Raw genomic sequence first — 16,753 nt, forward strand, 5'->3', positions numbered from 1 at the left:
AGCCATCTAAAATGATGGCTGCTATATTGTTATATAGCTAAGTTTTTATAGGTTTTATAGAATTTTCTTGTATTTATAAATTACTTTATAAACCGTATTTGTATTTAATGGTGTGTAATGAAACAGAACACTAAAAAAATAATGGTGACTTTCACCACGGTTTGTTTCTTCATTTTTTGCTTTACAAGTATATTTAGTCTTGTCGCAGCTAGATTTGATAATCCTGCGCTTAAACTATGGAAAGAAGTTTTGGTTATAATATACTATTTGTTGTCAGTTTTCTTTATCCTTCTTAGAGGGAAGATTAAAGTAGTTAATTTAATCTTAGGGATTATCATACCAGCCTTTATCCTAACCACCTATGTCATAAGTTCTCTTGGTGATGAATTAGCACTTGTTTTGTATCAATTTAAAAGCGACTTCATACCATTTTTCTTTGTTTTGGGGTTAGTGAATGTATTCCTATCATTTGATGATGGCCTTGAACTTTATAGAAAACTTTGTAAAACATTAATAGTTGTCGGTATAATAAATATCGGTGTAATAATAGTTCAAAAAGTTTTCACCGAATGGTTTATGGTTTTTCTTCAAGTAGATGAATTCAATAACTCATCCAGGGGCAGTGGCTTACGGCTTGATAATGTTAGTGACAACCTGAGGGCAATGGGAACATTAACTAGCTTTATTGGATCGGGAACTCTGATGGTGTTATGCTTTTTTGTGACACTCGAATCCGGGGTTGTTAGTAAAAAAATCAAAATAATACTCGCAACTGTATTCCTTGCTGGAGCAATAGCGACATTATATAAAACTGCTATAATAGGCATTGCGGCTTATACAATTATTAAATTATTTCTTATTTTTCTTAGGGTAGATAGAAAACTTGAGCGAGTGATCTGGGGAGGAGCAACAGTAACTGTTTTCTTTGTGTCAATGTTTGTATTTAATAGTTATTTTGTGTATGACCAAGTGAAAAATACCAGCCTGCATGATTCCGCATACAGTTCTATATTCATTCGAGTTCAGCAACACAACGATATATTCAATGACGTGGAAAAAAGCTCATTATTAACCGGAGTAGGTATAGGTACTAATGGCACGGAAGGGCCAAGCGGATTAAAGCAAGCAAGCAAAGCATTGGATAGCACGTATGTGAATGTGTTAAGTAACTATGGTTTGCTTGGGGTTATTGTATATTTAGTTGTGTATTTAACAATCATGCTTAACATTATAGCTAAGCCTGGTATTGGAACGAATTTAGCTTTGGTTTTATTGTTTTATCATTTAGGGGTTGAGTTTTTCACAAACAATATATTGATGAATTTCCCATTGAATCTGTTTTTCTACATTTTTATTTATTTGTCATTATACTATAAAAATAGCCAAAGCCGAGAAACCATTTCTCCTTTGCTCTCTGAAAAATGAATCCCTTCGTAAGTCAGTTATAAATAATCATAAAATCGAAGCGGGTTACAATATTGCAATCTTTTTATTTTTAACAGACCTGAGTCTAGGATATAAAGATTCCAGTACGGATTTGGCTTTAATGTAATATCATAATATGTTTTAAACAGTGTCACTGCAGGGGTATTATTAAAACATTATTATTAATCTCGGTTAAAATTAAGGTAAGAGATGATTGCATGGATTGTGGGGCCCAAAAGTAGATTCAATACCGGTGTGGCAAAGTATAGTTTTGAGCTTATTGATGGCTTGACTGATATTTGCGAAATAAACGTAAATACGATTTATTATGAGGACAACGGTAAGCCAAATTCTTTAAAAAGATATATTTGGCAATTCATTTCATTGCCTTTTAACACCTTGGTTAAATATCATAAATATGACCTCGTAGTATACCAAGAAGCATTCTCATTTTTGACTTTTTTTAGATTTCTTTCCCGAAAAAAAACAATGGTAATAATACACCATGTGCCAGAAAGTAACGATAGAAGTCTCAAGGGAATGTATTTGAAATTTATATTTTCAGCTTTGAGGTTCAGCAAGAGTGTTTGTTATATCACTCCGTCTGACTTTACAAAAGAAAGTCTTTCTGAGAAATATGGAATTCATAAAGGGAAGATTTTCGAAATACCAAATGTTATTAAAGAAAATACTCCAAAAGATAAACTAATGGAAATGGTATTGCCGCTAAATGAGGAGCAAGCCTTTATCTCGAAGATTAAAGAATACAAAAGTAAAGGGTACGTTGTTGTTTCCAATGTAGGCAGTTTCGAAGCGAGGAAAAACGTAAGTATACTCCCAGAGTTAGTGGCTAAGGCAATGCCAGAAACTGGACCGATATTATTAGTGAAGGTCGGAGTTGCCATAGACAATATAAGAGAAGATGAGTTTATACAGGAGTGTAAAAAAAATAACATCACCTATATGTTGTTTGGTTCTTCATCAAATGAAATGATAAATTATATATATGGACTCACTGATGTTTATTTGGCTCCATCAACTTATGAAGGATTCGGGCGTACTGTTATCGAAGCTCAGGCTAACTCAAGTATCGTCATTGCATCGGATATTGATGCTCATCGAGAAATAACTAATGGCAGCGCTATCCTGGTCAAGGATATTAATAATGTTGAAGCTTGGAAAGCTGAGCTTGTAAAAATATTAAAGTTAAACAAGAACGACCGCGATGAATTAAAATTATCTGGGGTTACCAATTCACAGCGTTTTTCAACTGAAAACGTAATAAATAAACTGGTCAGAATTTTATGAAAAAAGTACTTTACATAGTATCTAGGCTACCGACTTCGTATGCAGGTAGGGAGTACATGATAAATCAAAACATAAGATTCTTGCTGGAAGGCGAGGTTAAGGTAGACATTGCGCATTTTGATGAGAATAAAAAAAAATGTGATAAAAAAAATCACATCCAAATGCCAAAGCCACATCCTTTAGAAATACTATTTAACGGTATTTTTAGGTGGAAATTTTCCTTCCAAGAACGCTTATTTTACTCGGCAAGAGCCAAGAAAATGGTAGCTAAGTTAATAAGAGAAAATAACTATGATCTGGTTTTAGTTGACATGGTTAGGATGGCATATTTAGTAGAAGAGGAAAAATTAAAAAAAATATTGGAATATGATGATTTGCTAAGTTTAAGATACAAACGAATGGTGAGTAGTTTTTCTGACAATATAGATTTACTCGGTACATATTCCGAAAAATATCCCTCTTATCTTGCAACAATTGTTAAGCCATTCAGGAAAATGATCCTTTCCATGGAGAGTTCTCTTATTGGTAATAGAGAAGTGATTCTTTCAAGAAAATTTAATAAGTTGTCTTTCACATCGCCTTTGGAGGCATCATTATTCAAAGAGTCAACTGGACTGGAAAATATTTTCTTTAATCCACCATGTGTTCCCGAAAATGTGTTCACTGAAAAATTATTGGATGAAGATAATTACTATGTATTTGTTGGTAATTTAAAAGCAAATCATAATTTGGCATGTCTACGAGAAATTTCAAATATATTCGCTACAGAAAATTTAAAAAATGAAAATATAAAGATATACGTTTATGGTGATTATGATCAGCGAGCTATTGACCTCTGTGCAAGTAGTAACCAAATTATTTTGAAAGGGATGGTTGAAGATATTAGCTCAGCGCTGTCTACCGCGGCATGCTTGATCGCGCCAATTCCTTTTGGTTCAGGAATAAAAGTTAAAGTTGTTGAGGCTATGAGTTATGGTGTTGCCGTCATTACAAATAGTATTGGTGTCGAAGGTATTGGTGTTACTGCCGGAGTAGAATACATCGAATGTAATGATTCGAATGAATTCGCAAATAAAATTATTGAATTGAGATACTCTCCAGAAGAACTACAGCAAATCGGAGCTAGGGGACGATCATACGTAATGAATAATTTTTCAGAAGGTAAGGTTAGAATTAACTTTCTGAAAAATATTGAAATCTTGTAGATAGCGTGAGTTTATTTATACAGGACAAGTGAAATTTAATTTAACTACATTTGGTTATATATGCAAAAAATACTCATTGTAAACGAAGTTTGTTCTGACAATATTGGCGATCATGCTATTAATGAAGGAATAAGAAAAGTAGTTAGTGATGCTGGTTATATAGCTGAAAGTGTCGGGTTTGATGCGGGTAAAAAAAATGTCAAATCGCAGCCTGTGAAAAAAAACACTAAAGTAAGTTTTGTAAGGAGAGTCAGGCATTATATTTTTTGGAAAAACCAATTTGTTAAGTACACGAGATGGTACATTAATAATATAAAAAGAATTAGAAATGTTTTTGTTGATAACTATGGGGCAATGATTATTGGAGGTGGGCAACTAATTCAGTCGGGTGGTACCTTCCCAATTGCAATGTATATTTGGTCTAGAGAAGCTAAGAAAAATAAAATTCCTTTCTATATTGTAGGAGTTGGTTGCGCAGAAAAATTTACTAAAATAGATAAATGGTTATATAAAAAAGCATTCTCTTACTCATCAGGCTTTTTTGTTCGTGAGAAAAAATCCATTGAGAAAATTGAAAGTTTCTTTTCGGTTAAGCCTGGTTATATACCTGATCTAGCATATGCCTTGTACGATGAGCACTCAACCATTGAAATTAAAAAGAAGAATATCTCAATCGTTGGAGCTACAGCATATTATGTTCACAAAAAAAATATTGATGAAATAAATGCAGTTGATGAGGGTGATTTTGAAAGCTATGTATCATACTGGATAAATATAATCGAAAAAGAAATTCAAACTGGTAATGTTGTTCAGCTTGTATCTACAACTGTAGAGGATGCCGATTTGAATAAATTTATCTACGACAAGATAATATGTGATGAAAATAAAAACTATATTAATTTGATTGAAAATGTCCCAAGCCTAAACGAATATTTAAGCCACCTTAAAGATGCAAAAGTAGTTTATTCAGGGCGGATGCACACATTAATATTAGGGCACATTAATAATTGTCAGCTATCACCGGCCATACTCTCTAAAAAAATAGAATATTACATGCATGAGTACTCATCACTTTCAGCAATGGATTTGAAGCGAAAGGTATACGAAACGGTTCAAGTTAACCTGTTACAATAGTTGGAGATAATGTTTTGATTATAATGGATCTGATGGCAACGCAGGCTACCAAGGACGCAAAGTTTCACGGGGGAGGTGAATATGCTAAGGAGATTTTTTTTAGAGCCATAAACAATGGATTTGTAGATTTCCAATGTGTTTACAATAGCAATTACGAACTCGAAGATAACATTCTCAAAGCTTGCAATGAAAACAACATATATTTACATGCTGTGGAAAGTGTTGAACAACTCTGTAAGTATATAAAAGATCTCAAACCGAAAATATTTTATTCGGCAATGCCCTATGAATTGTATAATCTTCCAACTGAAGATACTCATTTTATTATGACTGTCCATGGGTTAAGGGAGATCGAGTGCCCATATGACGATGTTCAATGGAAGTATACTTTTGGTTTAATTCAAAAGTTCAAACTATTAATAAAACGGACTATTTTTAAGAACCATACACAAAAAAAATACCTATCGTTATTTGAAAGGCTGCTAACCAAAAAAAATATATCTATTGTTACGGTTTCGGAACATACAAAATATTCGATTCTTTCGAACTTCAACCATTTGAAACCTGAATGTGTGCATGTATATCCTGCTCCTTGTCCGTTCGGGGATGAAGAACCTGAGTTATCATCGGAACTTAAAACATTATCTCTAAAAAATAACGGTTTCTTTTTGTTAGTGAGCGCGAATAGATGGATGAAGAATAACCATCGAGCATTGATGGCCTTGTCTAATTTTTATAAAAAAAATCGCGAGTGCGGTATAAAAACAGTAGTAACAGGCCTCAAGAAACCACCTTCTTTTTTAGAGGGGAATTCAAATTTTATTTTTATGGATTACATTGATACATCATCGCTTAATTGGCTCTATAAGAATGCATACAGTTTCATATATCCATCTCTTAACGAAGGGTATGGATATCCGCCACTGCAAGCAATGCGTTATGGCACCCCGGTTCTAGCTTCTTCTGTATCAAGTATTCCAGAAGTTTGCAAAGATAATGTACTTTATTTTGATCCGAAAAATGTAATGGAAATAGAAAACAGAATTTTTAGAATTTATTTAGATAGCGAGTGTCACAATTCTTTAAGTTTGAAAGGAATTAAACATTCTTTATATGTAAAAGATTATCAGGAAATTGAGATGAAATCCTTAATTGAAGTGATATTTAATTATCGAATGTAAGTCTATTTGCATTGTAATTATTTGAATGTGATTTAAATGTTAGAGAGGATATTTTATGTTAATGCCATCAAGAGAAAGATGAGATGAATGATAACATAAAAAAAAATACGATATCAGGACTGCTCTGGAGTGCGGTGGAGCGATTTTCTGTCCAGGGATTTCAGTTTATAGTCAGTATTGTTCTTGCCCGTATTATCTCTCCAGCAGAGTTTGGTTTAGTCGGTATAATCTTGGTATTCATTCTTATATCTGACATTATAATAAATAGTGGTTTTTCCCAAGCTTTGATTCAAAAGAAAAATAGGAATAACACAGACCTATCTACTGTGTTTTATTTTAATATCGTAATTGGAATTGTTTTATATATTTTACTTTTTACATTGTCACCAAGTATTTCAAGTTATTATAATAAACCAGAATTGGAAGGCATTCTTAAAATGCTATCGATTGTGGTTATGATTAAACCACTATACTTAGTGCAAATGACTATATTGTCTATAAAACTGAACTTTAAGCTTAGAACTAAAATAAATCTCATTAGTGCATTAATTAGTGGGGTTGTAGCTATTATCTTGGCAAATAAAGGTTTTGGAGTATATTCCCTTGTTTGGCAACAGATAATTAATAACTCACTGATTGTGTTGCTCTCATTTGTTTTTATCAGATGGTTCCCTGCATTAGTTTTTTCACTTGACTCACTTGTTAGTCTGTTTGGATTTGGTTCCAAGTTGCTTATCGCAGGTTTGGTTAGAAGCATAGTAGATAATGGATATGCAATATTGATTGGTAGATATCTCTCAATTAAAGATGTGGGTCTTTATACACAAGGGAGAAATATTCCTGATCTTATATCAATGAATCTATTTACTATACTGCAAAATGTTTTCTTTCCGGTAATGTCCAGTTTGCAAAATGATCGAGAATCGTTGATTAAATTTTATCACCGCGGAATTGAAGGTGTCGCTTTCATTATAATTCCTGTGATGGTAGGTTTAATGTTAATATCAGAGCCATTCGTCAGGTATTTTCTTTCAGCTCAGTGGGAGGGAGCTATTATCGTGATGCAATGGATAGCGTTATCACGACTTATAATTCCTATTAGTGCATTAAATTGTAGTTTGATTAATGCTGTCGGTCGTTCTGATGCTTACTTGAGAATCGATCTTGCTAAATTGCCTATTACTATCGCGGCATTATTATTGACCGTACCATACGGTTTAAAAGTTGTAGTTATAGGGAGTGCGCTTGTATCGTTTATTTGCTTTTTTATCAATGCATACTATCCTGGAAAATGGTTTGGATATGGGGCGTTTAAGCAAATAAAAACCATGGCACCTATTGTTTTCTGTGCTTTAGTTATGGCCCTATCGATATACTTTATTCATTTAGAAAATGGTTTATATGAGATTTTAATTAAAGTTTTTTTGGGGGCCGCTGTATATTATTTTTGCGCATTAATCATGAAAATAAAAACCTGCCAAGAAATAAACTCTGTTTTTTTGAAAAGAATTTTCAAAAAATAATTTTTTATTAAGACAGTTTCGTGAATAAGAGGTTACGTCTTGAAGAATATAGTCTTTATCATGCCGTATTTAGGATGGACAGGTGCTGAGCGCGTTGTTTTTAATTTGTTGAATAATCTAAATAAAGAGGATTTCCGCGTACATCTTCTTCTTTACAAAAAAGATGACAAGAGAAACTCTTTGCTTTCTGACTTATCTAAAGATGTTATTGTGTCATATTTGAACTTAGATGGGAGAATTAGAGATTCCATATTTAAGTTTGTTTTTGGAATTAAGAAATATTGTAAAAAAAATAGTATAGACACACTTTTTATTAGTGATGGTGTATCTAATGCTGCCCTTTCACCATTTGTTTTTTTATTGGGAAGTAAAGTAAAAAAAATAGCACGAGAGTCTAATTTACCGACGCTGTTTGAAAAAAATAATTTAATTAAGTTTCTTTATAAATCTTGCTATAAAAATTACGATGCTATCGTGGTACAGAGCAATGAAATGTACTCTGATTTATCGGAAAAAATGGGAATACCAAAAAGCAAGTTAATCAAGATAAATAATCCTGTTGATATTGAACGAATAGTTAAGATGAGCTCAATGCCTGCCTCTGATATATACCCAGAGGGTAAAATTAATTTGTTATCTATTGGTCGTCTTACATACCAAAAAGGATTTGATCTACTTTTGACTGCATTTTCAAAACTGGATAAAGACAAATATCATTTGACATTAATTGGTAGTGGTGAGCAGAAGGATGAGTTAGTTGAAATTATAAAAAGATTTGAGATCATCGATAGAGTATCTTTTGTTGATTCAACGGATAACCCTTATGTATATATGAAACATGCTGATGTTTTTATTTCTAGTTCTCGTTGGGAGGGATATCCCAATGTGGTTATTGAAGCTATAGCTTGTGGAACACCGGTTATTGCGAATGACTACCCTGGAGGAATTAAAGAGATCATTAACATAAGTAATGGAGTCATCTGTGATATCGAGTTGGAACTTCAATCTTCTTTGGATAAGGCTATGGAGTTGACTAAAGTCTCGCTTGATGAAAAAGAGATTGTTAAAATTTATCAAGATTATGAAGCGTTGTTAAAATAAAACTTTTTATCGCAGTCTGTAATTATCATTAGACGTTGTAACATTAAGGCTTTGTCTTAAGTTAATTTCAATGTTCGAGGCGCTTAATATGAAATTTTTCATTAAAAGTTTAATTTTAGCTGCTGTACTTATAAGCCCATCGGTTAGTGCTTTCGAAAGAGGCATTAACATACATTTTAAACATTATCCCCGTGACTCCGAGTTTTATATTCAATTAGCTAAAAAGTATGGTTTTACATCTATCCGTGATGATTATCCTTGGCAGCTACTTCAAAAAAATGGTAAAGATTTTTTACTATCGGGGAATGTGAATAAAGTAGATTATCTTTTCTCTCAAAAGCATCAGAATATTAGCAGTATGCTGATATTAGCCTATGGTAATCAAAAGTTAACAAATTTTGATTACCCTAGGACCGAAGAAGATATTGATAATTTTGTTAAATATGTATCTTTTACCGCTGCGCGGTGTAAAGGCACGGTTAAGTATTACGAAATTTGGAATGAATGGCTATATGGAACAGGGATTCCATTCAAGTCAACACCACCTGACTTCCAAGTTTATTTAAAGTTAGTGAAGAAGTCGTCTGAAGCTATAAGAAAACAGGATCCTAATGCAATTATAGTTGCAGGTTCAATAAATCCTTTCAAAGAAAAAGAGCGCGAATGGATGGATAATCTAATTGCAAATGGCATGTTAGATTACGTCGATGGAATATCACTTCATCCTTACTCGTATGGTAACCCCGATATGAGTATGCGTATTCCAGAAAACAATATTAAAGCCATAGACAAATACGAAGATCATTTAAAAGGGATGCTAGGAAAATCGATCCCTCTTTATATTACAGAAGTAGGATATACTTCGTATAATGGTCCAAACGGAGTCTCTGACTCTCAAATTTATCAGTATATGCAACAGTATATGGATGAGGCTGAAAAAAGAGATTTTATTAAAGGTGTATGGTGGTACGACCTTATCGACGATGGTAGCAATGTGAAGAATCGCGAACACAGGTTTGGTGTGTTAAATCAAAAATTGATTGTGAAGTAGTTGTTGATTTATTTTTATGTATGGATAACTATTCTCTAGTTGAATTGCTGAAAATAAGTAATATTAATTGATTAATATAAATATCCTGTAATGGAAAAGACGGTGTAGAGTCAATTTTTTCAACTCCATCATCATCTTTATTTCGGGGATAGAAAACGGTGCTTTCGGTTGGTTATACGTCTATTCTAAATTAGGTAATTTTAATGGCAATCTTACATCATAGAACCCATTCAAAAACCAATGCATCATTAATTTCTATGGCGCAAAGATTTTCTGATATATTTATTATTTTTCTTGGTCTGTATGTTATTGTTTTTTTAAATTCCCAGCCTTTTAATTATAGGCACTTATTGGTATTTTTAATAGTTCTGGTCGTTTATCAGATGATTGGAGGGATGACTGATTTTTATCGGTCATGGCGTGGCGGTAAAATATCAACGGAACTTATTTTAATTATACAAAATTGGACGCTGAGTTTTATTTTTACAATAGGCTTAGTTTCGTTTCTACCCGAGTTTGATTTTTCTCTCAAAATCTTCTTTCAATGGTATCTTTTAGTGAGCCTTGGTCTCGTCGGGTGTCGTATCGCGATACGATTTATCGCAGGCTTCGTTCGTAACCTTGGTTATAATACAAGGAGAGTTGCAGTTGCTGGTTCAATGCCTGTTGGTCTAAGCTTACTCCGTGGTTTTAAAGCTGACTCTTGGCTAGGTTTTATGGTTGTTGGTGTTTATGACGATACCCCTATTTCGGAAGAGGGCATTGAGTATGTTGGGGATTTTTCAAAATTAATCGAAGATGCACGCGAAGGAAGACTTGATAGAATTTATATTGCTATGAGTATGGGGGATGAGGTTAATATTAAAAACTTAGTGAAAAAGCTGACGGATACAACGTGTTCGGTCATGCTTATACCTGATTTGTTTACTTTTAATATTTTACAGTCTCGAACGGAAGAAGTTAATGGAGTACCAGTAGTTCCATTATTCGATACTCATCTGAATGGTATTAACAAGGTTTTTAAACGTTTGGAAGATATTACTCTTTCGATGATGATATTAGCCTTTATTTCACCTGTGCTAATTTTGATCTCTTTATTTGTTAAGTTTACATCACCTGGCCCAGTGATATTTAGACAGACACGTTACGGCATGGACGGAAAACCTATCAAAGTTTGGAAGTTTCGTTCAATGAGTGTTATGGAAAATGATAATACTGTTGTACAGGCAAAAAAACACGATGCTAGAATTACTAAAGTTGGGAAATTTTTGCGGAGAACGTCCTTAGATGAGCTTCCTCAATTTTTCAATGTTTTATTTGGTGAAATGTCTATTGTAGGTCCACGACCACATGCCGTTTCTCATAACGAGCAATACCGTAGTCTGATTGAAGGCTATATGCTTAGACATAAAGTTAAGCCTGGGATAACGGGTTGGGCACAAATAAATGGTTGGAGAGGGGAGACCGACACACTAGACAAAATGCAGAAGCGTGTAGAATACGATCTTGAATACATTCGTGAATGGAGTGTTTGGTTCGATATAAAAATAATTATCCTTACTGTTTTTAAGGGATTTATGCATAAGTCTGCATACTGATTCTTTCTTAAAGATAAAATTTTTAGCCTTGGAAGTGAAATTCCAAGGCTTTTTTTTTGCATTTAAGTAGCGTACTACTTAAGTGATGTGAAACGATTTCAACTGCATCCTTATGATCTATATAATAAATTCAGGATTATGTGATTTTTGCATAAAAAATTATTCATATGGTCATTGGCATGGTTGACTTTACTTCCACTAACTGGTTTAGGAGTTTTTAACTGAATTACCGCTCTTATGTTTTTTTTGTTTTTTTTTATTATTAAATATCAGTGGGTTGTATTTTTTTTCATTGGATAAAAAAATTGAAATTTTCTAGGCAAATGCTGCGTAGTGTGACCTTGACAAAATAGCTTATCCAGCCTTTATTTAGATTGTAGGAGATTGTCATCTTCTGCTCAATCAAACGTTTTTTCTCAGGGCGATTTCTTTCCGCCGGGTTGAGAATACATTAAATAGGGGTTAATCATGGCTTCTCTTGCTAATCAAACAACGGCAGCTGCCTTGTACTATGCTGTTCTGGGGCAAAATCCGACTGAAACCCAGTTTAAACATTTTGGGCAACAAATCGAAAGCGGTACCTTTACCAATGAAACTTTTGTTACATCTTTGCTTAATAGTAGTGCTGGTCAGACCCTTTTCCAAGGGTTAAGTAATAACCAGATTGTTACTCAGGTTTATACTTTAGTTTATGGTAGTAGCCCAGCGGCTAACGTGGTTACGGATCTTCTATCTACTGGAGGTTTATCCTCTGCTTTAGCAACTCTCGTGAATAACGTAGTTCATTATCAAGGTTTTGATCCTGCAGTAATCAATGTTCAAACAGTTTTTGATCAAAAAATTGATTCTATATTGTATTCAACAACTTCGAGTATTGCTCCCTTGGCAATTCAGGAGCAGGTAGCAGCATCCTATCTTGGATTGTTGGGCCGGGATAGATGGGTTGACGCTGGAGGTTTAAAATATTGGAGTGCTGACTTAAATAGCGGCACTAGTTATACCAATATGATTACTAAACAGTTGTTAACTTCTGAATATCAGAAAAGAGTGGGGCAACTTAATGGTGATGAGTACATTCAAAAAATCTACAAAATTGTGCACGGAGCTGTAGCTACGGATGCTCAAGTTGCTGCTTTTGCAGCCCTAGGGAGTAACAAAGCTGTCCTTGCCGCTGCAATTATAAATGATATGCGTAACTCCACGGCAACTGATAATACTACTGTTTCCCAGCAGCATGCTTTTGAATATATTATTGGTACCAGTTTGGATTACAAAACCAGTGCTGCTTTAACAGCTACAGCTACAGGTGGCAATGCAACAGGATCTATAAATTCTTATACAAATCATGTATTAAGTAATGCTGAAACAGCGGTGCTTACTAATGTTCTTCTGAACGCTAACGCAGCCAGCGTTGTTAATCTGAAGTTCGCCGATCATCTGGCGAATCTGACCATTAACGGCACCAGCGCGGCGACGGTTAACCTGTCTGACAACGGTGTTAACCCGGGTGTCGATATTACCGTCAATAACGGCAACGTTATTCTGAATGCCAGCTCGGGTGCAGATGATGTCCTGGTCACCGCTGCGGCAGCTGTTGCTACCGCTACTGGTGATTTTAATCTGGGGGCAGGTAATGACTCACTGAAATGGTTGGGTAATGCGGCGGTTGGCGGTGCCAACACCGTCGGCGCTGGCATTTCTGGCAACGGCGGCGATGGTATTGATACCATTTCGGCCAACTTCATTACCAAAAACGTGGTGATGTCAGGTAACGCGATTGTCCGCACCGCGACGATTACCAGCAATGCTTCGCAGTTCACCAATTTTGAGAAAATTGACCTGGCTGGCTACATCGGCAAAGCAACGGTTAACACTGGCTCCACAGCGGCAAACCACACCTTTGACTTTGGCTTGTTAACCGGTAATGCAGTTTCTGAATCCAGCACTACCGGTTTGACCAACAACGTCGTTCAGGCTGCCACCTCCAACATTGGCTCACAAGGTTTTGTGTTGTCTGGCTTGGCTGAAGCAGTGAAAGTGATTAATGCTGCCGGCGGTAACTCCGCGCAGTTGGAAGTGACCGGTAATGCGACGGCGGCAAGCAGCGTGGAAATTACTTTCCTGCAGAATGCCACTAACCACTTTAACGTCACTTTCAATGCCGTTAGCTCAACCGATGTAAATGCCGGTTCCCTGGCACTTAACAGCAGCAGCAGCCTGTTGTTGCCAACTGCACTGAGCACGCTGAACATTGCGTCTGGCGGTACCGGTAGTTTTGACAATATCTTGTCACTGACTGGCACAAATGCTCAGGTACAGAACATTGCTGTTACAGGCGATCACTTACTGGATCTGACTGTGGGCAGTGGTTTTAGCAACGTGCGTGATATTAACGCATCTGCTAATACTGGTGGTTTGGATCTGAACTCGAACCATGCCGGTACCGGTGACGGTATCATCGTTCAGTTGCTGAACATTCTGCCACTGAGTGCGGTCACTACGGGGCTGTTGGCGCCAGTACTGACCGCTTTGGGTCTGAATGGTTATCAACTGACTGTTGAGGGTACCGGGACTACGGATAGCTTCAACGTTCTGGGTAACACCACCTTGGCCGGTGGCAACGGTGTGAATACCTATGAATTGAAGTCCAGTACTACGCAGGCCGGTGTCACCATTACCGACTTTGATAGCGCCAAAGACAAGATTGTTGACGCTGCTTCTGCTTTGACCATTTCTGGTGATACCAGCGGTACTGCGGTGGCGGATTACGGCACCCGTGCTTCCGATACTCTGGATGCACTGCTGGGGACTCTGGTTGGCGGCCTGACCAACGGCGTTATCGGCCTGTTGGGCGGTATCCTTGGCCTGGGCAGCAGCAACGCGTTGACCGCGAAAGTGGGCGTCGCGTCTGTGGTCTTCGGTGGGTCGGGTGATAATGCCAGTTCTTATGTGATTATTGATAACAACGATAACCACACATTGGATACCAACGACAGCGTGGTTTACCTGACTGGGCAAAACCATCAGCAACTGTTGGATACTCTGCATTACGCGTGAGTGTAAACTCAGTAGAGAAATAGTTTCCATGGAAACTGTTAGTCATTAAATAATACGGGGAGCTTATGCTCCCCGCTTTTTATTTTGTGATCTGTATCATTATCTCTAACTTATTCTTTTCTGTAATAACTCCCTCATATCCCCCCCAATCTTTTATCTTGTTGTTTTTCACACATTTGTCTGGCTTGAGAACAAGAGTTTTTTTTACGTTCTACCTTGCTGATATGTGCTTTCTCTACCTATAGTTAAAAAAAAGTATCTGCAGTCTCGAGCATGTTTGAGGGGGCTTCTTTAGGATTTTCTTTATTTTTAATTTTTTTAAGAATTTCCTTAGAAGAAATCAATGCGGATTGGACTGACAGTGCACATGATGTAAGGGCAGAAAGTGAATCAATTTATACCGCGTAATGAAATTGCGGATGTTATACGGACACGCAGTAAAATCTTCTGGACCGTTGGCATATTCACCGCATTTATAAATTTATTAATGTTAGTTCCCTCTGTCTATATGTTGCAGGTCTACGACAGGGTACTTCCTTCAGGTAATGAAATCACTTTGCTGATGTTAACGCTGATTATGCTGGGATTGTTCGGCATGATGGCGCTTCTTGAGTATGTCCGTAGCATGGTTGTAATCCGTATCGGCAGTCAGTTGGATATGCGATTAAACACCCGTGTTTACACCGCGGCCTATGAATCCAATCTGCAAAATGGCTCTTCCGACGCAGGGCAGATGCTGGGTGATTTGACCACCGTACGGCAGTTTCTGACCGGTAGCGCATTGTTTGCGTTCTTCGATGCGCCCTGGTTCCCGATTTACCTGCTGGTGATTTTCCTGTTTAACCCGTGGTTGGGATTGTTCGCCCTGGTTGGCTCACTGCTGCTGGTTGCGTTGGCGGTGGTCAACGAAATGGTTTCCAAGAAACCGTTGGGAGAAGCCAGCAAGTTATCGATCATGTCCAGCAGTTTGGCGAGTACAAATTTGCGTAATGCCGAAGTGATCGAGGCATTGGGCATGCTACCTAATCTAAAGCGCCGCTGGTTCGGTTTGCATCAGAGATTTCTGAATAGCCAACGTGTCGCCAGCGAGCGTGCCACTACCGTTACCTCCATAACCAAGTTTGTTCGTCTTTCTTTGCAATCCCTGGTGCTGGGACTGGGTGGCTGGCTGGCGATAGATGGTCATATTACCCCCGGCATGATGATTGCCGGTTCTATCCTGATGGGACGTACACTGGCACCTATCGAACAGGTGATCAACGTTTGGAAGAGCTGGAGCTCTGCCAAACTCTCCTATCAGCGCCTGGTGAAATTACTGGATAAACATCCGCCACGCGGTATGGGTATGTCTTTGCCGCGGCCGGAAGGGGTCATCTCTGTTGAAGGTGTCACTGCCACGCCTCCGGGCTCCAAAGGCGATGCGGTATTACATAATGTCAGCTTCGCGATCCAGCCGGGTGACGTTCTGGGGATTATCGGGCCAAGCGCTTCTGGTAAGTCCACGTTGGCGCGTTTGTTGGTAGGTATCTGGCCGGTCAGTGAAGGTATTGTGCGGCTTGATAACGCCGACATTTACCAATGGAACAAAGACGAACTGGGGCCTTTCATCGGTTATCTGCCGCAGGATATCGAACTGTTCGCCGGCAGCATTGCCGAGAACATCGCTCGTTTTAACGACATCGATTCTGAGAAAGTGATTGAAGCCGCCAAGTTGGCCGGAGTCCATGAGCTGATCCTGCGTTTTCCTAATGGCTATGATTCGATCATCGGCAATGGCGGGGCGGGATTATCCGGCGGACAGAAGCAGCGTATTGGCCTGGCCCGTGCGCTGTATGGCGATCCTTCCCTGATCGTATTGGATGAACCCAATTCCAATCTGGATGATGCCGGTGAAAAAGCGTTAAATCAGGCGATCCTGTTCCTTAAACAGCGTAATAAAACGGTGATCCTGATTACCCATCGAACCAACCTGTTGTCGATGACCACCAAGCTGCTGCTGTTAGTGAACGGTACCGTCAATGCATTTGGCCCAACTCAGCAGGTGTTGCAAGCGTTGGCCAATGCGCAGAAGGCGCAAACTCCACAGCAGGCGGTGCGCGCAGTCAACTCCGAGCCGGACGAAGGCAATATTCCAAAAACTCAAATTAATTAAGCTGTGTACTTGCCGGGC

Annotated in this window: 11 protein-coding genes; all 11 read left to right on the forward strand. The window is 37.5% G+C overall.

The window, feature by feature from the left end; genetic code table 11:
* Nucleotides 1-117 precede the first annotated feature (117 nt).
* The 11 genes from M2406_RS01515 (at nt 118) to M2406_RS01565 (ending at nt 16,735) form a co-directional block, all read left to right on the forward strand.
* Complete coding sequence (locus tag M2406_RS01515) at nt 118-1,425, forward strand: hypothetical protein (protein WP_259188204.1); 1,308 nt, start codon at nt 118-120, stop codon at nt 1,423-1,425.
* Between the two features lie 210 nt (nt 1,426-1,635).
* On the forward strand, nt 1,636-2,733 hold the full coding sequence (locus M2406_RS01520) for a glycosyltransferase family 4 protein (protein ID WP_259188205.1): 1,098 nt from the start codon (nt 1,636-1,638) through the stop codon (nt 2,731-2,733).
* Nucleotides 2,734-2,789: 56 nt separating this feature from the next.
* Nucleotides 2,790-3,938 carry a glycosyltransferase family 4 protein gene (locus M2406_RS01525; protein ID WP_259188207.1) on the forward strand — a complete coding sequence of 383 codons (1,149 nt, stop codon included), beginning with the start codon at nt 2,790-2,792 and terminating at the stop codon, nt 3,936-3,938.
* Between the two features lie 60 nt (nt 3,939-3,998).
* Nucleotides 3,999-5,072: a polysaccharide pyruvyl transferase family protein gene (locus tag M2406_RS01530; RefSeq protein WP_259188209.1), complete on the forward strand. Its 1,074-nt coding sequence runs from the start codon at nt 3,999-4,001 to the stop codon at nt 5,070-5,072.
* Between the two features lie 32 nt (nt 5,073-5,104).
* On the forward strand, nt 5,105-6,253 hold the full coding sequence (locus M2406_RS01535; RefSeq protein WP_259188211.1) for a glycosyltransferase: 1,149 nt from the start codon (nt 5,105-5,107) through the stop codon (nt 6,251-6,253).
* An 83-nt stretch (nt 6,254-6,336) separates the two neighbouring features.
* Nucleotides 6,337-7,776 carry a lipopolysaccharide biosynthesis protein gene (locus M2406_RS01540; RefSeq protein WP_259188213.1) on the forward strand — a complete coding sequence of 480 codons (1,440 nt, stop codon included), beginning with the start codon at nt 6,337-6,339 and terminating at the stop codon, nt 7,774-7,776.
* Between the two features lie 39 nt (nt 7,777-7,815).
* Nucleotides 7,816-8,877 (forward strand): glycosyltransferase, encoded by a 1,062-nt coding sequence (locus M2406_RS01545; protein WP_259188215.1) that lies wholly within the window; start codon nt 7,816-7,818, stop codon nt 8,875-8,877.
* An 88-nt stretch (nt 8,878-8,965) separates the two neighbouring features.
* A complete protein-coding gene (locus tag M2406_RS01550) occupies nt 8,966-9,928 on the forward strand; it encodes a cellulase family glycosylhydrolase (RefSeq protein WP_049767940.1) in 963 nt (320 codons plus the stop codon).
* A gap of 203 nt (nt 9,929-10,131) precedes the next feature.
* Complete coding sequence (wcaJ, locus tag M2406_RS01555; protein ID WP_012006027.1) at nt 10,132-11,526, forward strand: undecaprenyl-phosphate glucose phosphotransferase; 1,395 nt, start codon at nt 10,132-10,134, stop codon at nt 11,524-11,526.
* A gap of 468 nt (nt 11,527-11,994) precedes the next feature.
* Nucleotides 11,995-14,583, forward strand: coding sequence for a DUF4214 domain-containing protein (locus M2406_RS01560; protein WP_259188220.1), 2,589 nt, complete (start codon nt 11,995-11,997; stop codon nt 14,581-14,583).
* 385 nt (nt 14,584-14,968) lie between these two features.
* Nucleotides 14,969-16,735 carry a type I secretion system permease/ATPase gene (locus tag M2406_RS01565; RefSeq protein ID WP_012006029.1) on the forward strand — a complete coding sequence of 589 codons (1,767 nt, stop codon included), beginning with the start codon at nt 14,969-14,971 and terminating at the stop codon, nt 16,733-16,735.
* The last annotated feature ends 18 nt before the right edge of the window (nt 16,736-16,753 follow it).

This window comes from Serratia sp. BIGb0163 (assembly GCF_024809935.1).
Classification (GTDB): domain Bacteria; phylum Pseudomonadota; class Gammaproteobacteria; order Enterobacterales; family Enterobacteriaceae; genus Serratia; species Serratia quinivorans.